The sequence below is a fragment of the Enterobacter sp. 725m/11 genome (assembly GCF_011683705.1).
Classification (GTDB): Bacteria; Pseudomonadota; Gammaproteobacteria; order Enterobacterales; family Enterobacteriaceae; genus Enterobacter; species Enterobacter bugandensis.
The window spans coordinates 23,389-46,025 of sequence record NZ_JAAQOK010000013.1; the positions used below are offsets into that span (position 1 = coordinate 23,389).

The 22,637-nt window shown below is 58.6% G+C and carries 22 protein-coding genes; 15 read left to right on the top strand and 7 right to left on the bottom strand.

What is annotated here, in order from left to right; translation table 11 throughout:
• Positions 1-11: 11 nt before the first annotated feature.
• Both modF and modE read right to left on the bottom strand, forming a co-directional pair.
• Entirely contained in the window at positions 12-1,484 is a 1,473-nt protein-coding gene (gene modF / locus HBA26_RS07595; protein WP_126346116.1) for a molybdate ABC transporter ATP-binding protein ModF, read from the bottom strand.
• Between the two features lie 67 nt (positions 1,485-1,551).
• Positions 1,552-2,340 carry a molybdenum-dependent transcriptional regulator gene (gene modE, locus HBA26_RS07600; RefSeq protein ID WP_047367754.1) on the bottom strand — a complete coding sequence of 263 codons (789 nt, stop codon included), beginning with the start codon at positions 2,338-2,340 and terminating at the stop codon, positions 1,552-1,554.
• A 127-nt stretch (positions 2,341-2,467) separates the two neighbouring features.
• On the opposite strand from modE, the gene HBA26_RS07605 reads away from it, so the two are divergent.
• The 4 genes from HBA26_RS07605 (at position 2,468) to modC (ending at position 5,319) form a co-directional block, all read left to right on the top strand.
• Positions 2,468-2,617, top strand: a complete 150-nt coding sequence (locus tag HBA26_RS07605) for an AcrZ family multidrug efflux pump-associated protein (protein ID WP_013097516.1) — start codon at positions 2,468-2,470, stop codon at positions 2,615-2,617.
• Positions 2,618-2,795: 178 nt separating this feature from the next.
• Positions 2,796-3,569 carry a molybdate ABC transporter substrate-binding protein gene (modA, locus tag HBA26_RS07610; protein ID WP_063438065.1) on the top strand — a complete coding sequence of 258 codons (774 nt, stop codon included), beginning with the start codon at positions 2,796-2,798 and terminating at the stop codon, positions 3,567-3,569.
• Positions 3,569-4,258, top strand: a complete 690-nt coding sequence (modB, locus tag HBA26_RS07615; RefSeq protein ID WP_041910749.1) for a molybdate ABC transporter permease subunit — start codon at positions 3,569-3,571, stop codon at positions 4,256-4,258. Before modA ends, modB begins: the two co-directional genes overlap by 1 nt.
• A 2-nt stretch (positions 4,259-4,260) precedes the next feature.
• Entirely contained in the window at positions 4,261-5,319 is a 1,059-nt protein-coding gene (modC, locus tag HBA26_RS07620) for a molybdenum ABC transporter ATP-binding protein ModC (RefSeq protein ID WP_063154688.1), read from the top strand.
• Here modC and HBA26_RS07625 read toward each other — a convergent pair whose 3' ends face one another.
• A complete protein-coding gene (locus tag HBA26_RS07625) occupies positions 5,320-6,138 on the bottom strand; it encodes a pyridoxal phosphatase (RefSeq protein ID WP_049001166.1) in 819 nt (272 codons plus the stop codon).
• Positions 6,139-6,278: 140 nt separating this feature from the next.
• Here HBA26_RS07625 and pgl point away from each other — a divergent pair, with 140 nt between their 5' ends.
• A complete protein-coding gene (pgl, locus tag HBA26_RS07630; protein WP_041910746.1) occupies positions 6,279-7,274 on the top strand; it encodes a 6-phosphogluconolactonase in 996 nt (331 codons plus the stop codon).
• Between the two features lie 444 nt (positions 7,275-7,718).
• Positions 7,719-7,808, top strand: a complete 90-nt coding sequence (gene tisB, locus HBA26_RS07635) for a type I toxin-antitoxin system toxin TisB (RefSeq protein WP_023332440.1) — start codon at positions 7,719-7,721, stop codon at positions 7,806-7,808.
• A 55-nt stretch (positions 7,809-7,863) separates the two neighbouring features.
• Here tisB and HBA26_RS07640 read toward each other — a convergent pair whose 3' ends face one another.
• On the bottom strand, positions 7,864-9,147 hold the full coding sequence (locus HBA26_RS07640) for a putative acyl-CoA thioester hydrolase (RefSeq protein WP_063154687.1): 1,284 nt from the start codon (positions 9,145-9,147) through the stop codon (positions 7,864-7,866).
• A gap of 224 nt (positions 9,148-9,371) precedes the next feature.
• Here HBA26_RS07640 and hutI point away from each other — a divergent pair, with 224 nt between their 5' ends.
• The 5 genes from hutI (at position 9,372) to hutH (ending at position 15,614) form a co-directional block, all read left to right on the top strand.
• Positions 9,372-10,592, top strand: coding sequence for an imidazolonepropionase (hutI, locus tag HBA26_RS07645; RefSeq protein WP_126346117.1), 1,221 nt, complete (start codon positions 9,372-9,374; stop codon positions 10,590-10,592).
• Complete coding sequence (hutG, locus tag HBA26_RS07650; protein WP_126346118.1) at positions 10,589-11,527, top strand: formimidoylglutamase; 939 nt, start codon at positions 10,589-10,591, stop codon at positions 11,525-11,527. Before hutI ends, hutG begins: the two co-directional genes overlap by 4 nt.
• A 19-nt stretch (positions 11,528-11,546) precedes the next feature.
• Entirely contained in the window at positions 11,547-12,281 is a 735-nt protein-coding gene (locus HBA26_RS07655; RefSeq protein ID WP_047367758.1) for a histidine utilization repressor, read from the top strand.
• A gap of 127 nt (positions 12,282-12,408) precedes the next feature.
• Complete coding sequence (gene hutU / locus HBA26_RS07660) at positions 12,409-14,097, top strand: urocanate hydratase (RefSeq protein WP_028012410.1); 1,689 nt, start codon at positions 12,409-12,411, stop codon at positions 14,095-14,097.
• Entirely contained in the window at positions 14,094-15,614 is a 1,521-nt protein-coding gene (gene hutH, locus HBA26_RS07665) for a histidine ammonia-lyase (protein ID WP_047367760.1), read from the top strand. Before hutU ends, hutH begins: the two co-directional genes overlap by 4 nt.
• 84 nt (positions 15,615-15,698) lie before the next feature.
• Here the strand turns inward: hutH and HBA26_RS07670 are convergent, their stop codons facing one another.
• Both HBA26_RS07670 and bioA read right to left on the bottom strand, forming a co-directional pair.
• Positions 15,699-16,175, bottom strand: coding sequence for a kinase inhibitor (locus HBA26_RS07670; protein ID WP_028012412.1), 477 nt, complete (start codon positions 16,173-16,175; stop codon positions 15,699-15,701).
• A 48-nt stretch (positions 16,176-16,223) separates the two neighbouring features.
• Positions 16,224-17,531 (bottom strand): adenosylmethionine--8-amino-7-oxononanoate transaminase, encoded by a 1,308-nt coding sequence (bioA, locus tag HBA26_RS07675; protein WP_166720864.1) that lies wholly within the window; start codon positions 17,529-17,531, stop codon positions 16,224-16,226.
• A gap of 68 nt (positions 17,532-17,599) precedes the next feature.
• On the opposite strand from bioA, the gene bioB reads away from it, so the two are divergent.
• Genes bioB through bioD form a run of 4 tightly spaced genes read left to right on the top strand, consistent with a single transcriptional unit; the run spans position 17,600 to position 21,227 of the window.
• A complete protein-coding gene (gene bioB / locus HBA26_RS07680) occupies positions 17,600-18,640 on the top strand; it encodes a biotin synthase BioB (RefSeq protein ID WP_045259947.1) in 1,041 nt (346 codons plus the stop codon).
• Entirely contained in the window at positions 18,637-19,794 is a 1,158-nt protein-coding gene (gene bioF, locus HBA26_RS07685) for an 8-amino-7-oxononanoate synthase (RefSeq protein ID WP_126346119.1), read from the top strand. Before bioB ends, bioF begins: the two co-directional genes overlap by 4 nt.
• On the top strand, positions 19,778-20,533 hold the full coding sequence (bioC, locus tag HBA26_RS07690) for a malonyl-ACP O-methyltransferase BioC (RefSeq protein WP_045259949.1): 756 nt from the start codon (positions 19,778-19,780) through the stop codon (positions 20,531-20,533). The genes bioF and bioC overlap by 17 nt, the downstream gene beginning before the upstream one ends.
• Complete coding sequence (gene bioD / locus HBA26_RS07695) at positions 20,526-21,227, top strand: dethiobiotin synthase (protein ID WP_126346121.1); 702 nt, start codon at positions 20,526-20,528, stop codon at positions 21,225-21,227. Before bioC ends, bioD begins: the two co-directional genes overlap by 8 nt.
• Here the strand turns inward: bioD and HBA26_RS07700 are convergent.
• Entirely contained in the window at positions 21,190-21,912 is a 723-nt protein-coding gene (locus HBA26_RS07700) for an ATP-binding cassette domain-containing protein (protein ID WP_126346122.1), read from the bottom strand. The genes bioD and HBA26_RS07700 overlap by 38 nt on opposite strands.
• Between the last annotated feature and the right edge of the window lie 725 nt (positions 21,913-22,637).

Here is a 22,637-nt window from a genome sequence, read left to right on the forward strand (position 1 = left end):
GCCCTCCGCGGTTAATCTACGTTGCTGAGAAGGTAGCGATAACCCTCACCGTCCGCGACAAACTCGAGGCGGTGGGTGATGCAGGAGGGGGCATCTTCGGCATGGTGTGAAACGAACAGCAGCTGCGTTTCACCTTCGCTAATCAGCACGTCCACAAAGCGGCGGACCAGCTGTCGATTAAGCGGATCCAGCCCCTGCAGCGGCTCGTCGAGGATCAGGAGCGTAGGGTGTTTTACCAGCGCGCGAACGATCAGTGCCAGGCGCTGCTGCCCCCACGACAGGCTATGAAACGGCGCGTCAGCCACCCGGTTATCCATCCCCAGAATATCCAGCCACTGCTGGGCCAGCTTGTGCTGTTTATCTGACACCGCCTGATAAATGCCGATGGAATCAAAATAGCCGGAAAGGATCACGTTGCGTACCGTGGTACTGACCCGGTAATCCAGATGCAGGCTGCTGCTGACGTAGCCAATGTGCTTTTTAATATCCCAGATGGTTTCGCCGCTGCCGCGACGGCGGCCAAACAGCGTCAGATCGTTGCTGTAGCCCTGCGGGTGATCGCCGGTTATCAGGCTCAGCAGCGTGGATTTCCCCGCGCCGTTGGGACCGACAATCTGCCAGTGTTCGCCAGGATTAACCGTCCAACTGAGGTGATTCAGGATCGGTCGTTCGTCATAGGAGACTACGCCATCGCGCAGGACGATAAGCGGCTGCCGGGGATCGAGACCGTGGCGTGCTGCCAGCGCGTCGGGATCCGGCAGCGCAATGCCCGCCAGCTTTTCGCTGTGCGCAAGCTGGGCAATCAGCGCCTGTCGGAGCAGCGCGGATTTTTCTCCGGTTTCGATCAGGCTACAGTCTGCCAGCACGCCCGCGTTTTGCACGAAGTCAGGAATTTCATCGAAGCGGTTCAGCACCAGTACGATCGTATAGCCTTCCTGATTCAGAGAGTCCAGCAGGGCAGCCAGCTGGGCGCGGGAGTGGACATCCAGCCCGTCAAAGGGCTCATCCAGAATCAGCAGCTCCGGCTGGCTCATGAGCGCCTGGCACAGCAGCGTTTTCCGCGTCTCGCCGGTAGAAAGGTACTTAAAGCGCCGGTTCAGCAGCGCGGAAATGCCAAACTGTTCCGCCAGATGCTGACAGCGGGCAGGATCTTTCACCTCATCCTGAATAATTTCCGCCGCCGTGCGGCCGGTATCTTCTTCGCCAGGACTGAGTAAATCGGTATTGTTGCGCTGCCACTCGTCGCTGACCAGCTTCTGCAGCTGTTCAAAGGACAGGCGCGTCAGGCGCGTGAAATCGCTCCGGCATTCGCCTTTGAGAAGGGTAAGCTCTCCGGCCAGCGCGCGGGCCAGCGCGGATTTACCGCTGCCGTTAGTGCCGACAAACGCCCAGCTTTCACCCGCGCGTATTGTCAGATCGGCAATCGTCAGCGTTCGGGTATCGCCAAGACGAAACGTACCTTGCGAAATATGCAATGATGACATGATGTATCCCATTTTTTGCAGCAATAGATATCAGGGATACGCACTGTCGTCACGATTGTCAATGCGCTCAGCACAATGTGGCGATAATCACCCGGTCCGCGTTGAAATATGCGGTGACGACAGCACCTTCTTCTAAATCGTTCGCCTCGCTGAGCGGGACCGTGGCGCAAAGCGCCTGTCCGTCTGCCAGGGGCATCAGCACTTCGCACTGCTCCTTGCCGCGTTCTATATGGCTGATGGTTCCCCGCAGCTGGTTATCAGCCGCCTTTGCCTTGTCCGGGTCGCGTGTGATATTGACCCAGGGTGCTTTCAGCAACACCAGCACCTCTTTACCTTCATCCAGGTCAAGGCGCTCTGCGCTCTGGGCCGTTATCGCCGCTTTCAGACGGGTGACACCATCGGCAAGCAGGATCTCAACATGCTGCTGTACCTGGAGATTATCGCGCGCTGTCACCGTACCAAACCACTGGTTGCGGGCGCTGGTCTGCAACGAGAAACGGGAAATGGCGGCCAGCAAGCTGTCCAGCGGAACGTTGTCGTCGTCACTCAATACATCGAACGCTTTTTGCTGAATCTGGCCCAGGAGATCGTAGAGCTGAATCAGGCGCAGGCCGTAGCGTGTGACAACAGCACCTCCACCGCCTTTGCCCCCTGTGGCTCTGTCCACCAGCGGATGCTCGCTCAGGGTGTTCATGTCATTGATGGCATCCCAGGCGCTTTTATAGCTGATCCCGGCGTTCTTAGCGCCCTGGCTAATTGAGCCGGTTTGTTCTATCTGTTTAAGCAGGGCAATACGTCGGGGATCGGCGAAAAGCTTTTGCTGAAGTCGGAGAGTAAGAAGAATTTCGGCCTGCATAACAGTGTCCTGGCAAAAAGAATATTGTGACCCAAATGGTGCAGGGCGCAAAGGGCACCGCACAAAAGGGGATGTTTTTCTTACTTTTCAGGGTAGAATAGCCCATTCACAAAATCTGGAGAAAACCATGTTAGAGTTGTTGAAAAGTCTGGTATTCGCCGTGATCATGGTACCAGTAGTGATGGCCATCATCCTCGGTGCCATCTACGGCCTGGGTGAAGTGTTCAACGTCTTTTCGAATATCGGTCACCGAGACCGTGCGAAAAAGCAGCATTAATTTCCCACAAAACGCCCGGCTTGCCCGGGCGTTTTGCTCTCAAGCTTTTCTTACTTTCGCCGATATTATTTAACGTAACACACCGTGTTACCCCTTGAGCGGTACGAATTACCGCTGGGATCTCCCTGACGATACCGTTATATTAATATGTATATAACGCTACTCACAGGAGTTACAGATGGCACGTTCATGGGTACGCCTTTTCGCAGGGGCAACGCTGACGCTTTCACTTACCGGACACGCGCTGGCGGACGAAGGTAAAATTACGGTCTTTGCGGCGGCGTCGTTGACCAACGCGCTGCAGGATATTGCGGCGGCGTATAAAAAAGAGAAAAACGTCGAGGTAGTCTCCTCTTTTGCCTCTTCCTCTACGCTGGCACGGCAGATAGAAGCGGGCGCTCCGGCAGATCTGTTTATCTCTGCTGACCAGAAGTGGATGGACTACGCGGTGGAGAAGAAATCGATTGATGCGGCGACCCGCGAAACGCTGCTGGGCAATAGCCTGGTTGTGGTTGCACCGAAGGCCAGCGTGCAGGGTGAAATCACCATCAACAAAGAGACAAACTGGACCCGCCTGCTGAACGGTGGCCGTCTGGCGGTGGGTGACCCGGAACACGTTCCGGCCGGGATTTACGCCAAAGAAGCGCTGCAAAAGCTGGGCGCGTGGGAGACCCTGTCACCAAAACTGGCCCCGGCGGAAGATGTGCGCGGCGCGCTGGCGCTGGTGGAGCGTAACGAAGCTCCGCTGGGCATTGTGTATGGTTCCGATGCCGTTGCCAGCAAGGGCGTAAAAGTGGTTGGCACCTTCCCGGAAGACTCCCACAAGAAAGTGGAATATCCTGTGGCGATTGTTGATGGACATAAAAATGCGACCGTAACGGCCTTCCGCGATTATCTGAAGGGGCCGGAGGCGTCCGCAATCTTTAAACGTTATGGATTTACGACTCACTGATGATACTGACCGATCCTGAATGGCAGGCTGTTCTGCTGAGCCTTAAAGTCTCTTCCCTGGCGGTTGCGCTGAGTTTGCCCTTTGGGATCTTTTTTGCTTGGCTACTGGTTCGCTGTCGGTTCCCCGGCAAAGCGCTGCTCGACAGCGTCCTTCATCTTCCCCTGGTTTTACCGCCCGTAGTGGTCGGTTATCTGCTGCTGATTTCGATGGGGCGACGCGGTTTTATCGGCGAAAAGCTCTACGACTGGTTCGGAATCACCTTTGCCTTTAGCTGGCGCGGTGCGGTACTGGCGGCGGCGGTGATGTCATTCCCGCTGATGGTCAGAGCGATCCGCCTCGCGCTGGAAGGCGTGGATATGAAGCTCGAACAGGCAGCCCGCACGCTCGGTGCCGGGCGCTGGCGCGTCTTTTTTACCATCACGCTTCCGCTTACGCTGCCGGGCATCATTGTCGGGACGGTGCTGGCGTTCGCCCGCTCGCTGGGCGAGTTTGGTGCGACCATCACCTTTGTGTCGAACATTCCCGGCGAGACGCGGACCATCCCATCGGCCATGTATACCCTGATTCAGACGCCAGGGGGAGAGAGTGCCGCAGCGCGGCTGTGCATCATCTCTATCGTATTAGCCCTGGTTTCGCTGCTGGTTTCTGAATGGCTGGCACGGCTAAGCCGCGAACGGATGGGGAAATAACGATGCTGGAACTGAATTTCACCCAGACGCTGGGAAACCATACCCTGACGCTTAACGAGACGCTGCCTGCAAGCGGCATCACCGCCGTCTTCGGCGTGTCGGGCGCGGGTAAAACGTCTCTGATTAACGCCATCAGCGGCCTGACGCGCCCGCAGTCAGGGCGCATTGTCCTGAACAACCGCGTCCTGAATGACGTGGAGAACAAGATTTACCTTTCGCCGGATAAACGCCGCATCGGCTATGTTTTTCAGGACGCGCGCTTGTTCCCGCACTACAGCGTGCGCGGCAACCTGCGCTACGGCATGGCGAAAAGCATGGCCGGGCAGTTTGATAAGCTGGTGACGCTTTTAGGCATTGAACCCCTGCTCGACAGGCTGCCGTCCTCGCTCTCCGGCGGGGAGAAACAGCGTGTGGCTATAGGCCGCGCGTTGCTGACCGCCCCCGAACTGCTGCTGCTCGACGAGCCGCTGGCCTCGCTGGATATTCCGCGCAAGCGTGAGCTCCTGCCGTACCTGCAGCGTCTGACCCGCGAAATTAATATTCCGATGCTCTACGTCAGCCATTCGCTGGATGAGATCCTGCATCTGGCCGACAAAGTGCTGGTGCTGGAAGAGGGCTGCGTGAAGGCCTTCGGCAACCTGGAAGAGGTGTGGGGCAGTAGCGTGATGCACCCCTGGTTACCCAGGGAACAGCAGAGCAGCATCCTGAAGGTGAGCGTTCTGGAGCATCATCCGCACTACGCGATGACCGCCCTGGCGCTGGGCGACCAGCATCTTTGGGTCAATAAGATCGACAAACCGTTGCAGTCCGCGCTGCGGATCCGCATCCAGGCATCGGACGTCTCGCTGGTGCTGCAGCCGCCGCTGCAAACCAGTATTCGAAATATTCTGCGCGCCAAAGTGGCGGAGTGTTTTGATGATAACGGGCAGGTAGAGGTGAAGCTCGACGTGGGCAGCAGGACGCTCTGGGCGCGCATCAGCCCGTGGGCCAGGGATGAGTTGGCAATCAAGCCCGGCCTGTGGCTTTACGCGCAAATCAAGAGCGTTTCGATCACCGCCTGATTACAGCAGGTGGGTATAAATGTACTGCGCGATGCTATCGGTGGTGTTGTCGCCAATCACCACGTTAGCGCGCGCTTTTACCGCGTCGTCGGCATTGCCCATCGCCACGCCCGTACCGACGGCTTCCAGCATGCTGATGTCGTTGTAGTTGTCGCCGAAGGCGATCGCGTCCTGCATTGACCAGCCCTGCGATTCCACGTACTGCTTCAGACGCTTGCCTTTGCTGTTGCCTTTGCGGGCAATATCCACCTGATCGTGCCAGGACCATTCGCACTCCAGCCCCAGCGTGTCCTCGACGTGTTTCGCGAAGGTATTCAGCTTGGTGGTGTCTTCATCCGTCAGGGCAAACTTCCAGATAGCCTCAACGTCCTGGGCCGCCTGACGCAGAGAGGAAACCTGGGTAAAGACCGGACGCTGCGCTTCTGGCAGGGACAACGCCCAGTTGCTGGTGCGTACCACATGGCCGGTTGGGCGCTCGTACACCATCGCGTTATCCACATACATCAGGCCGTGAACGTTATGCTCATCCAGCAGATCAATCAGCTGCAGCGCCTGGGGAACCGGTAGCGGGTCGGAGGCTAAAACCTTTTTTGCCTGATAATCATACAAATAAGTGCCATTACAACAAATTGCAGGTGTATCCAGCGCCAGTGCCTGATAAAAAGGGTGAATGGCAACGTGATGTCGACCCGTTACGATAAGGAGTTGATATCCCACTTCCTGCGCGCGTTTAAGCGCTTCAAGGGAGGAGGGGAGCAGGGTTTTCTGAGGGGTAAGTAATGTTCCGTCTAAATCCAGTGCAATCACACGCGAGGTCATTTGTTCTTCCGGGTTAATGTTGAATTTTAGGTCTCAGGGGATGTTACACCGAGAGTAAATCGCTGCAAAATTCCTGGCTAAAATTCAGCATTCACCGTTAAAAATAATCACTTTCACGTGCAGTGAGGAAAGGAGTATTCATGAAACAAACCGTTTATACCGCCAGTCCTGAAAGTCAGCAGATCCACGTCTGGCGCTTGAATGCAGAAGGTTCGCTCACGCTGGTTCAGGTTGTTGATGTGCCGGGCCAGGTGCAACCGATGGTCGTCAGCCCGGATAAACGTTTCTTATACGTGGGTGTGCGCCCGGAGTTTCGCGTGCTGGCCTACCGCATCTCTCCTGACGACGGCGCGCTGACCTACACCGCTGAAGCGCCACTGCCGGGCAGCCCAACCCACATCTCGACCGATCGTAAAGGCCGCTTCATTTTTAGCGGTTCTTACAATGCCGGTTGCGTCAGCGTGACCCGTCTTGACGATGGTATTCCGGTAGAAACTGTCGACGTGGTGGAAGGGCTGGAAGGCTGCCATTCGGCGAATATCTCCCCGGACAACCGCACGCTGTGGGTGCCTGCGCTGAAGCAGGATCGAATCTGCCTGTTCACCCTGAGCGACGATGGTCACCTGGTGGCGCAGAATCCTGCTGAAGTCACCACCGTTGAGGGCGCAGGTCCTCGCCATATGGTATTCCACCCGAACCAGCAATATGCCTACGTCGTTAACGAACTGAACAGCTCGGTGGACGTATGGGAGCTGAAAGATCCAAACGGCCAGATTGAGTGCGTGCAGACGCTGGATATGATGCCGTCTGACTTCTCTGACACTCGCTGGGCGGCAGATATTCACATCACGCCGGATGGTCGCCATCTGTACGCCTGCGACCGCACCTCCAGCCTGATTACCGTGTTTAGCGTCTCCGAAGATGGCAGCGTGCTGGCTATTGAGGGCTTCCAGCCAACGGAAACCCAGCCGCGCGGCTTTAATATCGATCACAGCGGTAAATACCTGATTGCGGCGGGACAGAAATCCCACCACATCGCGCTGTATGAAATCAAAGGCGAGCAGGGCCTGCTGGAAGAGAAAGGACGCTATGCGGTAGGTCAGGGGCCAATGTGGGTGGTGGTTAACGCTCACTAAGCGGCTTAAAACAAAAAAACCTCGCGGATGCGAGGTTTTTTTATGCCCGGTGGTAGCCGGGTGAGCACATCAAAACGTAACCAACAGGGTCATCATAATGTCGACTCAAGGCGATGTAAATTCATCGTCAACGAACAAAGGAGAACACGGAATGATCAGTAAATAGTATATAAATAATAATCAGTCACTTAAGTGCTTTTGCTTTATAAATTCCTAAATTGGTTTTAACTGTTTTTATGTACAGTAGTGATTTGATATCATTCTGTGCGTTGGTTCGATGTGTTGCAGTTCCGCAATTCAGGATCCTTTTTAAGTCCTGGCTGTCGGGTGGTGCCGACGGTGCCTAAACTGCGGAGCACATCAAAACATAACCAACACACCTCTGGTGACAGGCAGCGGAAAGATAAACCAGAGGAGAAGTGCTCTATACCAAAGGAGTGGCGTATGAGCGGTGTGGAATGGGCAATTCTGTTCCTGCAACTCATGGTTGCGATTATGCAACTATTGGATGCGTATCTTAAGTTTGGAGCCTGACGCATTCAGTCGCAGTAAAAAGGGGGATTAAACTCCCCCTTTTACTCTCATCTCGTTACTGCTTCGGCTCAGCAACCACGTTGCTGCCCAGACCGCGGTTGTTGTATTCCCACATGCGGTTGAAGTTCGCGTCGTTCAGGTTGCGCTGCACGTTTCCTTTATCGTCCACCGCACCGGTGTTGCCGGAGAACGGACGTTTGGAGACAGCCGCATCAGCCCACGGCTTCGCCACGTTAAAGCCTTCGTTGATCACGCTGTCGCGGATAACGACCTGGCCGTTGGTCGCAGAGTCCACGTCCAGGGAGCGGCCCAGCTGCGCCACGCCGTCACCGGCCGCGTTAAAGCGGCTGTTCACGGCCAGGAAGCCGTAAAACAGGTTAGACTGGGTTGCCGGAGCAAACACATAGCCTTCCTGCTGGGTACGGGAATTCACCACGCGGAAATCGGTGTTATCAAACACCACCGCGCCGCGACCGGACACCAGATCCACGTCACCTTCAACGTAGCTGTTGGTCACCAGCGTGCGGGTCAGACGGTTGTTCTGCAGCGTGTTCTGTACGCCGCTGTTGGTCACGAAGAAGGTGTTCTGACGGCCCAGAATATTGACGTTGTTAATCTGCACCTTATCGCCGTCGCTACGCAGCGCCACGGCCTGATGGTTACCGGCATCCACGCTGTCACCCAGGGTATTCTGAATGGTCAGGTTCTGCAGTTGCAGGCCATTATTCTGCGACCAGAACACCGCCGAGCACATCACGCCAATGGTGGCGGAACGCTTGCTCTGGCAGTTATCAAACATATACCACGCCGGTTTGCCCGGCATATATTTGCCTGCCGGGTTCACCAGGTGACGCCAGGCGGTGCTGTCGATTTCGGAATCAATCGCCAGGCCAATTTTTACGTCGATGGCTTTTTCACCCAGACCGTAAATCGTAATGCTGCCAGGAGCCGCCGGAACATACACGGTGCCTTCGTATTCACCCGGCAGGATCGCGATGTACTGGCGAGACGCGCTGTGTTTAGTGATTGCCGCGTCAACCGCTGCCTGGATAGTGGTATGCGTTACGCCCTGCGCGCCAGCCGGGCCAACAACGAAGTCAGGCTGTTTAGGCAGGTTAATAGAAGACGGTGTCCACGGCGCGGCGTTAGGATCCATCGCCGAGAAGTAATGGGTGCGGTCGAAATTCTTCGCTTCATCCGCGGACAAAATCGGGCGGGAGGCGGTACCGGGCGCTACCTGCTCAGAAGGACGCTGATCCGGTGGTGTAGAACTGCATGCGGATAATGTCACGCCAAAGGCGAGCGCTAACGCCAGACGGGAAATCCTGGAAATGTTCAAGGTGAAGCTCCTGGGTATGCAAGTCTTTACGGGATAGACGAAATAGCCTGCTTTTTTATACTAAGTTGAGCGAAACGGGAAGATAAAAAGGGTAAAAGTTGCATTTTTTGCCCGGAGGTGACGGGAAAGTCATCACAAATAAATAACATTTTCCCTTAAGGCGGTTGACAGCAGACGATGGATGCAAATAAATGTCTATACAACCCATGACAAGTGGAATGCCCATGCAGCTTCAACCTGACGATGTTATATGGCGAAATGCGCGCCTGGCAACAATGGTTCCCGATACATCCGCGCCTTATGGCCTGAAAGAGCAGCACGCGCTGGTCGTGCGCGGCCAAACTATCCTTGGCGTGCTTCCTGAATCTGACCTTCCTTCCGGACACCGTCACGTCATCGATCTTGAGGGACGTCTGGTCACGCCTGGCCTGATTGACTGCCATACCCATCTGGTATTTGGCGGCGACCGCGCGGCGGAGTGGGAACAGCGTCTGAACGGCGTCTCTTACCAGACCATCAGCGCTCAGGGGGGCGGGATTAACGCCACCGTGACGGCAACGCGCAGCAGTTCCCTGGAAACCCTGCTGAAACTGGCGCAGCAGCGGCTCCAGCGTCTGATGAATGAAGGTGTAACGACCGTTGAAATCAAATCGGGATACGGACTCAACGCCGAGGCCGAAGAGAAGATGCTGCAGGTTGCCCGCCAGCTGAGCCTCAATAACCCGGTTGATATCAGCCCAACGCTGCTGGCGGCCCATGCGGTTCCGCCGGAATACCGACAGGATCCGGATGCGTATCTCACGCTGGTCTGTGAGCAGATCCTACCCACGCTGTGGCAAAAAGAGTTATATGAAGCAGTAGACGTGTTTTGTGAAAACGTCGGCTTTACCCCGTCGCAAACCGAGCGCCTCTTCCAGGCCGCCGCCGCGCTCGGTATCCCGGTGAAAGGGCATGTTGAACAGCTGTCGAATCAGGGCGGAGCGGCGCTGGTCAGCCAATATAACGGACTGTCGGCCGATCATATCGAATATCTCGACGACGCGGGCGTTCAGGCGATGGCGCAAAGCGGTACGGTTGCGGTACTGCTCCCCGGCGCGTTCTATTTTCTGCAGGAGCGCCAGCGTCCGCCGGTTGATCAGCTCCGAAAACGTGGTGTGCCGATGGCCGTCGCCACCGACTATAACCCCGGCACCAGCCCGTTTGCCAGCCTGCACCTGGCGATGAATATGGCCTGCGTCCAGTTTGGCCTCACCCCTGAAGAGGCCTGGGCTGGCGTCACGCGGCATGCGGCGCAGGCGCTGGGCCGCGGCGCAACGCACGGGCAGCTGCAGTCGGGGTTTGTCGCTGATTTTATCGTCTGGGATGCTCACCACCCGGTGGAGATGGTCTACGAGCCGGGACGCAATCCGCTGTATCAACGTATTTTCCGTGGGGAGGCAGTATGAAGTTATGGCGGCCCGTCGCCGAAACGGTCTGGCAGGGGCGAGACGACAGCGCCGAAGCCAGCAATGCAACGCGCATTTTCCAGACGATACAACAGCAGGCGCAGTTCACGCCGCTTTCATCCGGCATCGCGCTGATAGGCTTTGAATGCGATGCAGGGGTTAAACGCAATCAGGGCAGGCCCGGCGCCGCGCAGGCCCCTGATATTCTGCGCAAAGCGCTGGCGAATATGGCAAGCCATCAGGGACACGAACGGCTGGCGGATATGGGCTCGGTGTACGTTGAAGGCGATGAGCTTGAACACGCGCAGCGGGCGTTAAGCCATGCCGTGACGGCCTGCCAGCAGTCCGGGATGCGCACGCTGGTTTTTGGCGGCGGGCATGAAACTGCCTGGGCGCATGGACGGGGTGTTCTGGATGCATTCCCCGGCGAGCGCGTGGCGGTGATAAACCTGGATGCGCATCTCGATCTGCGCAAGGCCGACCGGGCGACGTCCGGCACGCCGTTTCGCCAGCTGGCGCATTACTGCGCTGAGCGCGGGCGGGCATTTCAGTACGCCTGCTTTGGCGTGAGCCGGGCGGCGAACACGCAGGCGCTGTGGGATGAGGCCGAGCGCCTGAACGTCACGCTGGTGGAGGATCTTCATTTCAGACGCGAGGCATTATCGGCGCTGGAAAAGGTGCTGGCGCAGGCCGATCGTATCTATCTGACAATCGATCTGGACGTCCTGCCCGCGGGCGAAATGCCTGCCGTTTCCGCCCCTGCGGCGTTAGGCGTCCCGGCAATGGATCTAATGCCGGTTATTGAACAAATCTGCCGCAGCGGTAAGCTGCAGGCCGCCGATCTGGTAGAGTTTAACCCGCAGTACGATCGGGACGGACAGGGCGCAAAGCTCGCCGCCCGTCTGGCCTGGCAAATTGCTCACTGGTGGGCATAACACTATTAAAGGAGTCATGATGTTTTCACGCTCACCCCTGCCGCAACCGAGCCCGCCCGCGCCATTCTATGAAAAGGTGAAGCAGGCGATCAGCGAAAAAATCGCCACCGGCGTCTGGCGCCCGCACGATCGCATTCCGTCGGAGGCCGAGCTGGTGGCGCAGTTCGGTTTTAGCCGGATGACCGTCAACCGGGCGCTGCGCGAGCTCACCGACGAAGGACTTCTGGTGCGCCTGCAGGGCGTGGGGACGTTCGTGGCGGAACCGAAAGGGCAGTCCGCCCTGTTTGAAATCCGCAGCATTGCCGATGAGATAACCTCGCGTAATCATCAGCACCGCTGCGAAGTGCTGGTGCTGGAAGAGACTCAGGCCAGCGCCGAGCAGGCCGTTGAGCTAAATGTCAAAGAGGGTAGCCGCATCTTCCACTCTGTGATGGTGCATTTTGAAAACGACATTCCGGTGCAGATTGAAGATCGCTGCGTCAACGCAGAGCGGATACCGGAATACCTGAACCAGGATTACACCCACACCACGCCGCACGCGTATCTCTCGCTCGTTGCACCGCTCACGGAAGGGGAGCACATTGTGGAGGCCGTACGCGCGACGCCGCAGGAGTGCGAGCTGTTGCGCATTAAAGAACACGATCCGTGCCTGCTGATCCGCCGTCGTACCTGGTCATCATCGCATATCGTGTCGCATGCCCGACTGCTTTTCCCGGGGAACCGTTACCGGCTGCAGGGCCACTTTATGTCATAAGTTTTATAAGCGTGATCGCTAACGCAATATAACAAAATTGTATCTTTTTTGTTAAATCCGACCTTGTGTGTGCTTGTCTATACAAGTATATCTAAATGCATCATCTGTCCCTTATGAGGAGCACACAATGTCGTCAGGTAAATACCGCCAGCAGGACGTCCGCGCCGCGCGCGGCACCACGCTTACTGCCAAAAGCTGGCTCACCGAAGCCCCGCTGCGCATGTTGATGAACAACCTTGATCCTGAGGTGGCGGAAAACCCCCACGAACTGGTGGTCTACGGCGGCATAGGCCGCGCCGCACGCAACTGGGAATGCTATGACGCAATTGTAAAATCCCTGACCGAACTCGAACACGACGAAACCCTGCTGGTGCAGTCCGGCAAGCCGGTTGGCGTATTCAAAACCCATAAGAACGCGCCGCGCGTGCTGATCGCCAACTCTAACCTCGTGCCACACTGGGCCACCTGGGAACACTTCAACGAGCTGGACGCGAAAGGGCTGGCGATGTATGGCCAGATGACCGCCGGGAGCTGGATCTACATCGGCAGCCAGGGGATTGTGCAGGGCACCTACGAAACCTTCGTGGAAGCGGGGCGTCAGCACTATAACGGCTCGCTGAAGGGCCGCTGGGTGCTTACCGCCGGTCTGGGCGGGATGGGTGGCGCGCAGCCGCTGGCCGCCACGCTGGCCGGCGCGTGCTCGCTGAACATTGAATGCCAGCAGAGCCGCATTGATTTCCGTCTGCGTACCCGTTACGTCGACGAACAGGCCGAGAATCTTGATGACGCGCTGGCGCGCATCAAAAAATACACGTCCGAAGGCAAAGCGGTGTCGATTGCCCTGTGCGGCAACGCGGCGGATATTCTGCCGGAGCTGGTTGCCCGCGGCGTGCGTCCGGATCTCGTTACCGACCAGACCAGCGCCCATGACCCGCTGCACGGTTACCTGCCAAAAGGCTGGACGTGGGAAGACTACCAGCAAAAAGCGGAAACCGACCCTGAAGGCACGGTACTGGCGGCTAAGCGTTCGATGGCGGAACACGTCTCCGCGATGCTGGCTTTCAGCCAGTTAGGTATTCCAACCTTTGACTACGGCAACAACATCCGCCAGATGGCGAAAGAGATGGGCGTGAATAACGCCTTCGACTTCCCCGGCTTCGTGCCTGCCTATATCCGTCCGCTGTTCTGCCGCGGCATCGGCCCGTTCCGCTGGGTGGCCTTGTCCGGCGATCCGCAGGATATCTACAAAACTGACGCTAAAGTGAAGGAGATCGTCGCAGACGACGAACACCTGCACCACTGGCTGGATATGGCTCGCGAACGCATCAGCTTCCAGGGCTTGCCGGCGCGCATCTGCTGGGTAGGGCTGGAGTGGCGGCAAAAGCTGGGTCTGGCCTTCAACGAAATGGTGCGCAGCGGTGAAGTCTCCGCGCCTATCGTCATTGGCCGCGACCATCTGGACTCCGGCTCCGTCGCCAGCCCGAACCGTGAAACCGAAGCCATGCGCGACGGATCTGACGCGGTCTCCGACTGGCCATTGCTTAATGCCTTGCTGAATACCGCCAGCGGCGCCACCTGGGTCTCTCTGCACCACGGCGGCGGCGTCGGGATGGGCTTCTCCCAGCACTCAGGGATGGTCATCGTCTGTGACGGAACCGATGAAGCGGCCGCGCGCATCGCCCGTGTGCTGCACAACGACCCGGCAACCGGCGTGATGCGTCACGCGGATGCGGGTTACGAGATTGCCATTGACTGTGCCAAAGAGCAGGGACTGAACCTGCCGATGATCCCTGCCACACAAGGAAAGCATGCATGAACGCGTTAACTCTCACTCCCGGCTCGCTGACGCTCAAACAGCTGCGTAACGTCTGGCGCCAGCCGGTCACCCTTTCACTAGATGAAAGCGCCCACGCCGCGATAAACGACAGCGTCGCCTGTGTAGAAGCGATTGTTGCCGAAGGGCGCACCGCCTACGGGATTAACACCGGCTTTGGCCTGCTGGCGCAGACCCGCATCGCCACGCACGATCTGGAAAACTTACAGCGTTCGCTGGTGCTGTCGCACGCGGCAGGCGTCGGCCAGCCGCTGGATGATGAGATTGTCCGTCTGATGATGGTGCTCAAAATCAACAGCCTGGCGCGCGGTTTCTCGGGCATTCGCCTGAGCGTGATCCAGGCGCTGATGGCCCTGGTGAATGCAGAAGTCTATCCGTGGATCCCGGCAAAAGGCTCCGTCGGCGCCTCCGGCGATCTCGCCCCGCTGGCGCACATGTCGCTGCTGCTGCTGGGTGAGGGCAAAGCGCGCTGGCAGGGCGAGTGGCTCCCTGCGAAAGAAGCGCTGGCAAAAGCCGGCTTAACGCCAATCACTCTCGCGGCAAAAGAGGGGCTGGCGCTGCTCAACGGCACGCAGGCGTCGACGGCCTTTGCGCTGCGCGGCCTGTTTGAAGCGGAAGATCTCTTTGCCTCGGCGGTGGTGTGCGGTGCGCTGACCACCGAGGCGGTGCTCGGCTCGCGTCGTCCGTTTGACGCGCGTATTCACGCGGTGCGCGGCCAGCGCGGGCAGATTGATGCCGCCGCCATGTACCGCCACGTGCTTACCGACACGAGTGAGATTGCGGATTCACACCATAACTGCGAGAAGGTGCAGGATCCGTATTCCCTGCGTTGTCAGCCGCAGGTGATGGGCGCGTGCCTGACGCAGTTGCGCCAGGCGGCGGAAGTGTTGCTGGTGGAGGCCAACGCGGTCTCCGACAACCCGCTGGTATTCGCCGAGGAAAACGAGGTGGTCTCCGGGGGCAACTTCCACGCCGAGCCGGTGGCGATGGCGGCGGATAATATCGCGCTGGCGATTGCCGAAGTCGGGGCGTTGTCCGAGCGCCGCATCGCGCTGATGATGGATAAACACATGTCCCAGCTGCCACCGTTCCTGGTGCGTAACGGCGGGGTTAACTCAGGCTTTATGATCGCTCAGGTGACGGCCGCAGCGCTGGCAAGTGAGAACAAGGCGCTGTCGCACCCGCACAGCGTGGACAGCCTGCCAACTTCGGCGAATCAGGAAGATCACGTGTCGATGGCCCCGGCGGCCGGGCGTCGTCTGTGGGAGATGGCCTCCAACACCCGCGGCGTGCTGGCGGTGGAGTGGCTGGCGGCGTGTCAGGGTATCGATCTGCGCGAAGGGCTTAAATCCAGCCCGCTGCTGGAGCAGGCGCGCCATGTGCTGCGCGAGCACGTCACGCATTACGATGACGACCGCTTCTTTGCGCCGGATATTGATAAGGCGATGCAGCTTCTGGAAGAGGGACGCCTTGTAGGACTGCTACCTTCGGTGCTGTGATGTTTTGCCCGGTGGCGCTGCGCTTACCGGGCCAACAAATGCGAAATCCAGGCCGGGTAAGGCGTAGCCGCCACCCGGCTTTTTTCAGGAATACATCGCCGTAATCGACGCGCTCCCCAGGGAATGGAAATGCACGTTAAACCCGACCATCGCGCCGCTCGCGCCTTCATCGACCTCAATCTTCTCCACATCCAGCGCGTGCACCGTGAAGATATAGCGGTGGGTTTCCCCTTTTGGCGGCGCCGCGCCGCCGTAGCCCGCTTTACCAAAGTCAGTGCGCGTCTGAATGGCACCTTCAGGCAGGGCAACCAGGTCTGAACCGGAACCCTGCGGCAGCACGCGCGTGTCGGCGGGCAGGTTCGCCACAACCCAGTGCCACCAGCCCGAGCCGGTCGGCGCGTCCGGGTCGTAGCAGGTCACGACAAAGCTTTTGGTTCCTGCAGGAACGTCGTCCCACGCCAGGTGCGGGGAGATATTATCCCCCTGATAGCCCATGCCGTTGAAAACGTGGCGTTCGGGGAGTTTTTCACCGTCGCGCAGATCTTTACTGATGATTTTCATACGGTTTACCCTCGTTATTCACTCGTTCAGGAAGTGTAACGCATGGGATTAAATCGCGAAATGCGCGGGAATGTTAACGGCTGTTACGACCGCGTCGGTTAATTTACGCAGCTGCTCCGGCGTGATGCTGTACGGCGGCATGAGGTAGATAAGCTTGCCGAAAGGCCGCACCCAGACGCCCTGCTCAACGAAGAAGCGCTGCAGCGCCGCCATGTTCACCGGGCGGGTGGTTTCAATCACCCCGATGGCACCCAGCACGCGCACGTCCGCCACAAAATTCGCCCCCGAGGCGGCGCTCAGCTCTCCTTTCAGCTGTGCCTCAATCGCCGCAACCTGCGTCCGCCACTCGCCGCTCTCCAGAATGGCGAGGCTTTCGCTTGCCACGGCGCAGGCCAGTGGGTTGCCCATAAACGTCGGGCCGTGCATAAAGCAGCCCGCCTCGCCGTCGCTGATGGTGTCGGCAACCTGACGAGTGGTGAGGGTGGCGGAGAGCGTCATGGTGCCGCCAGTCAGCGCTTTACCCAGACACAGAATATCCGGCGCAATGCCCGCGTGTTCGCAGGCAAACAGCTTGCCGGTGCGGCCAAAGCCGGTGGCAATTTCATCGGCAATCAGCAGAATGCCCTCGCGGTCGCACATCTTGCGAATGCGCCTCAGCCATTCCGGATGGTACATCCGCATTCCGCCCGCGCCCTGCACGATCGGTTCGAGAATAACGGCGGCGATTTCATGGCGATGCGCCGCCATCAGCCGCGCGAAGCCCACCATGTCCGTCTCGTTCCACTCGCCGTCGAAGCGGCTTTGCGGCGCAGGGGCAAACAGGTTTTCCGGCAGATAGCCCTTCCACAGGCTGTGCATGGAGTTGTCCGGATCGCAGACCGACATCGCCCCGAAGGTATCCCCGTGATAGCCGTTGCGGAAGGTGAGGAACCGCTGGCGCTTTTCGCCCTTCGCATGCCAGTACTGCAGCGCCATCTTCATCGCCACTTCCACCGCCACGGAGCCGGAATCCGCCAGGAACACGCACTCCAGCGAGTCAGGCGTCATCGCCACCAGGCGACGGCATAAATCCACCGCGGGCTGATGGGTGATTCCGCCAAACATCACGTGCGACATCTGGTCAATCTGGGCCTTCATCGCCGCGTTCAGGCGCGGATGGTTGTATCCGTGAATGGCCGCCCACCAGGAGGACATTCCGTCAACCAGCCGCTCGCCGCTGGCGAGATGCAGCTCGCAGCCGTGGGCAGAGGCCACCGGATAGACGGGAAGGGGGCGGGTAGTGGAGGTGTAAGGGTGCCAGATATGCTGCTTGTCGAAGGCGAGATCGTCCTGGGTCATAATCGACTTGTAAACCATTTTGAAAAGTTTTAGGTTTACGAGTATAAACCGAACCGAAAATTAACAAAACCCTTTGGAGAAGCCCAATGGCTCACCACGCACGCTGGACGATGTCGCAAGTTACTGAATTATTCAACAAACCTTTCCTTGAGCTGATGTTCGAAGCCCAACAGGTGCATCGTCAGCACTTCGATCCTCGCCATGTTCAGGTCAGCACGCTGCTGTCGATCAAGACCGGCGCCTGCCCCGAAGACTGCAAATACTGCCCGCAGAGCGCGCGCTACAAAACCGGCCTGGAGTCAGAGCGCCTGATGGAGGTCGAGCAGGTCCTCGACTCCGCGCGCAAGGCGAAAAACGCCGGTTCAACCCGCTTCTGCATGGGCGCGGCGTGGAAAAACCCGCACGATCGCGATATGCCGTATCTGGAGCAGATGGTGAAAGGCGTGAAGGAGATGGGGCTTGAGGCCTGCATGACCCTCGGCACGCTGAACGAGGAGCAGGCGCAGCGCCTCTCGGCGGCTGGGCTGGATTACTACAACCACAACCTCGACACCTCCCCGGAGTTTTACGGCAATATCATCACCACGCGTACCTACCAGGAGCGTCTGGATACGCTGGACAAAGTGCGTGATGCAGGGATCAAGGTCTGCTCCGGCGGCATCGTGGGCTTAGGCGAAACGGTGAAAGACCGCGCGGGTCTGCTGCTGCAGCTGGCGAACCTGCCCACCCCGCCGGAAAGCGTGCCGATCAACATGCTGGTGAAGGTCAAGGGCACGCCGCTGGCGGATAACGAGGATGTGGATGCGTTTGATTTTATTCGCACCATCGCGGTGGCGCGCATCATGATGCCAACGTCTTACGTTCGCCTCTCTGCGGGCCGCGAGCAGATGAACGAGCAGACCCAGGCGATGTGCTTTATGGCCGGCGCCAACTCCATCTTCTACGGCTGCAAGCTGCTGACCACGCCGAACCCGGAAGAGGACAAAGACGTCCAGCTGTTCCGCAAGCTGGGGCTGAACCCGCACCAGACCGAGGTGCTGACGGGCGATAACGAGCAACAGCAGCAGCTGGAGCAGCAGATTCTCAACGCCGACACCGACCAGTTCTACAACGCGGCAGCCGTATGACCTGGCAGGTACGGATTAATGCCGCGCTGGAAGAACGCCGGGCGGCAGAGGCGTTTCGCGTTCGCAGGGTGGTGGAAAACGGCGCGGGCCGTTTTCTGACCCGCGAGGGACGGCAGTTTTGTAATTTCTCCAGCAATGACTATCTCGGACTGAGCCAGCATCCGGCCATCGTCCGCGCCTGGCAGCAGGGCGCGGAGCGGTTTGGCGTGGGCAGCGGTGGCTCGGGGCACGTCAGCGGATACACCACGGCGCATCAGGCGCTGGAGGAAGAGCTGGCCGACTGGCTGGGCTATCCGCGCGCGCTGCTGTTTATCTCCGGCTTTGCCGCCAACCAGGCGGTCATCGCGGCCATGATGGGGAAAGAGGACCGCATTGTCGCCGACCGTTTAAGCCACGCCTCGCTGCTGGAGGCGGCAAACTTAAGTCCCGCCCAGCTGCGGCGTTTTGCCCATAACGATGCGTCACAGCTCGCCTCGCTGCTGGACAAACCCTGCGACGGGCAACAGCTGGCAGTCACGGAAGGGGTGTTCAGCATGGACGGCGACAGTGCGCCGCTTGCCGCGCTTCACGAGGCCGCAAAGCGGCAAAAGGCCTGGCTGCTGGTCGATGATGCTCACGGTACTGGGGTGATGGGCGATGAAGGACGCGGCAGCGCCCATCAACAAAACGTGAAGCCGGAACTGCTGGTGGTTACCTTCGGCAAAGGCTTTGGCGTCAGCGGCGCCGCCGTGCTGTGCAGCGAATCTGTCGCCGACTATCTGCTGCAGTTTGCCCGTCACCTCATCTACAGCACCAGCATGCCCCCGGCGCAGGCCGTGGCGCTGTCGGCGTCGCTGGCGGTGATCCGTAGCGCAGAAGGGGATGAACGCCGTCAGCAGCTGGCAGAGCACATCTCCTGCTTCCGTCAGGGACTGGCGGCGCTTCCCTTCCAGAGTCCCGATTCGCAGAGCGCCATCCAGCCCGTGATTGTCGGCGAAAACGGCCGCGCGCTGGCGCTGGCCCAGGCGCTGCGCGAGCGGGGGATGTGGGTAACGGCCATTCGTCCGCCAACCGTTCCGCCGGGCACCGCGCGTCTGCGCTTAACCCTGACGGCGGCGCATGAGGCGCAGGATATCCAGACGCTGCTGGAGGCGCTTCATGATGCCGGTGAATAAGCAGGCCGTTGCGGCGGCGTTTGGCCGGGCCGCGCGGAGCTATTCGCAGCACGATGAACTCCAGCGCCAGAGCGCGCAGGGGCTTCTGGCCGCGCTTGGCGAGAACCGTTTCCCGCAGGTGCTGGACGCCGGCTGTGGTCCCGGCAGCAACAGCCGCTACTGGCGCGAGGCGGGGAGCGAGGTGACGGCCATCGACCTGTCGCCCGCCATGCTGGACGAGGCGCGCCAGCAGCAGGCTGCGCACCACTATGTAGTGGCCGATATCGAGGCGATCCCGCTGGCGGACGCGCAGTTCGATCTGGTCTGGAGCCATCTGGCGGTGCAGTGGTGCAGCAGCCTGCCGCAGGCGTTACGCGAGCTTTATCGCGTCGCACGACCGGGCGGAAAGGTGGCCTTTACCACCTTGCTGGAAAGTTCTCTGCCGGAGCTGAATCAGGCGTGGAAAGCGGTGGATGAGCAGCCGCACGCGAACCGCTTTTTATCGTATGAGCAGGTGACGCAGGCGCTGGCAGGCTGGCGCTGTCGCAGCACGGTGCAAACCATCACGCTTAATTTTAGCGACGCGTTCAGCGCCATGCGCTCTCTGAAGGGTATCGGCGCCACGCACCTGCACGCCGGGCGGGAGAAAAAACCGCTGACCCGGGGGCAGCTGCAACGCCTGGAGCTGGCCTGGCCGCAGCAGCGGGGCCTTTTCCCGCTCTCTTATCAACTTTTTCATGGGATTATCGAACGTGACTGAACGTTATTTTGTTACCGGCACGGATACGGAAGTGGGCAAAACGGTTGCCAGCGCTGCGCTGCTGCAGGCGGCACGACGGCTCGGAAAAAACACCGCCGGATATAAGCCCGTGGCTTCCGGCAGCGAGATGACGGGGGAAGGGTTACGCAACACCGACGCGCTGACGCTCCAGCGTAACAGTAGCCTTGAGCTTGCCTATTCGGCGGTGAATCCCTATACCTTTGCCGAGCCGACGTCGCCGCACATTATCAGCGCTGACGAAGGCCGTCCGATTGATTTCGCCGTGCTGTCTGCCGGGTTACGGACGCTGGAAAGCCAGGCCGACTGGGTGCTGGTGGAAGGCGCGGGAGGCTGGTTTACGCCGCTTTCGGACACGCAGACCTTTGCTGACTGGGTACAGGCCGAGCGGCTTCCGGTCATTCTGGTCGTCGGCGTGAAGCTGGGCTGCATCAATCACGCCATGCTGACGGCGCAGGCCGTTCAGCAGGCAGGGCTGACGCTGGCAGGCTGGATAGCCAACGACGTGGTTGCGCCGGGCAGGCGGCATCAGGAGTATCTGGCGACCCTCAAGCGCGTGCTCCCGGCACCGTTCCTCGGGGAAATCCCCTGGATTGCTGGCGATGCTGAGCAGGCCGAAACCGGGCGTTATCTCGACCTCAGCGTCTTGCTTCCCGCGACATCCAGTGGGCAATGAGCTCATCGTTCAGCTCGCTAACGTGGCCCTGAGCCACGTTACGCCCGCGATAAAGCATGCAAAACCGATCCGCCACCCGGCGGATAAACGGCAGCTGCTGCTCCGCCAGCAGCACCGTCATGCCTAACTCCCGGTTTAAGCGCACCAGCAGCTGCGCCAGCTTCTGGGCAAATCCGTGTCCTGCCCCATGCGTAGGCTCATCCAGAATCAGCATCCGTGGGCGGTTGACCAGTGCATTCGCCAGGGCAAGCTGATACTGATCCTCTGGCGAAAGGGTATTGCCCCGCGTCTGACGACGCGCGTAGAGTTCCGGGAACAGATCGTATACGTCGCTTTTCGCCGCCGGGTCGGGTTTCCCCATCGCCCGCATGGCAATATGCAGATTCTCCTCAATCGTCAGTTGAGAGAAAATACGCCTGTCCTGCGGCACATAGCCTATTCCCGGCTCTGAACGTTGTTCCGGTGCCGGGCTGAGCAAATCACGCGGCGGTGCGCCCGCTTCATGCCAGATAATCGTGCCGCTTTCGACGGGGATGTTTCCGGTAATGCAGTTCATCAGGGTGGTTTTGCCCATCCCCGGCAGGCCTATGACGCCTGTACACATCCCTTGCGGAAAATCCAAATCCACGTTCCATAGCGTATGTTGGCTTCCGTAAAACTGATTCACTGCACGCAGACTCAACATCTTTCTCTCCTTAAAAATGCGTAGGGATAGGCCTGACGTGAAGCTGCAAAACGCTTGCCAGAAACCTGAAATCGATTAAAAAAACGACTTTTTTAGGAATAAGCCACAAGAGAGCAGGGTAAAAACGCGTGGCTTGCACATCGACGGTGCCGGGAATGATGAGTTGTGGTGCAGGACGAAAAATGGCTGAAATGTGAGCAGGATCGCATCTGTTGGTTATGAATGACTCAACTGTTTATCGTCAAAAAAGAGCTATAAAAATTTTTTGTTGCCGCCTCGTGGGAAAATCCGGGAATTTGCTGAGCGGCGGTCTACACGGGCTGGAAGCAGTTATCCACTATTCCTGTGGATAACCATGTGCATTAGAGTTAGAAAACACGCGATAAGCGAGAGAAGACGCGGCTTTCGCCCAAATTGACGCGAAACGCGGCTTTAGAAAATATCGTTTAAAATTTAATTGCTTAGATAAAAGCAATTACCGTAATGAAAGTGTCACTCGTTGCCATAAAACTATCATTACCTGGCTTGACAAATGTTAAAAAAGAAAAAGTTCTGGGGATAACCCAACCTGGCTGGTTTTTTATCTCGTCAGAGCCTAAATTTTGTCCCCTAACGCGCTAATGACTCCGCCGCTACGCTAAATATCCTGACACGCTACTGGTTTTTCATCCAGTGTTTTTTACTGGCATTCCTGGCAACAACGAGTAAAATTACTCACCTGCCGC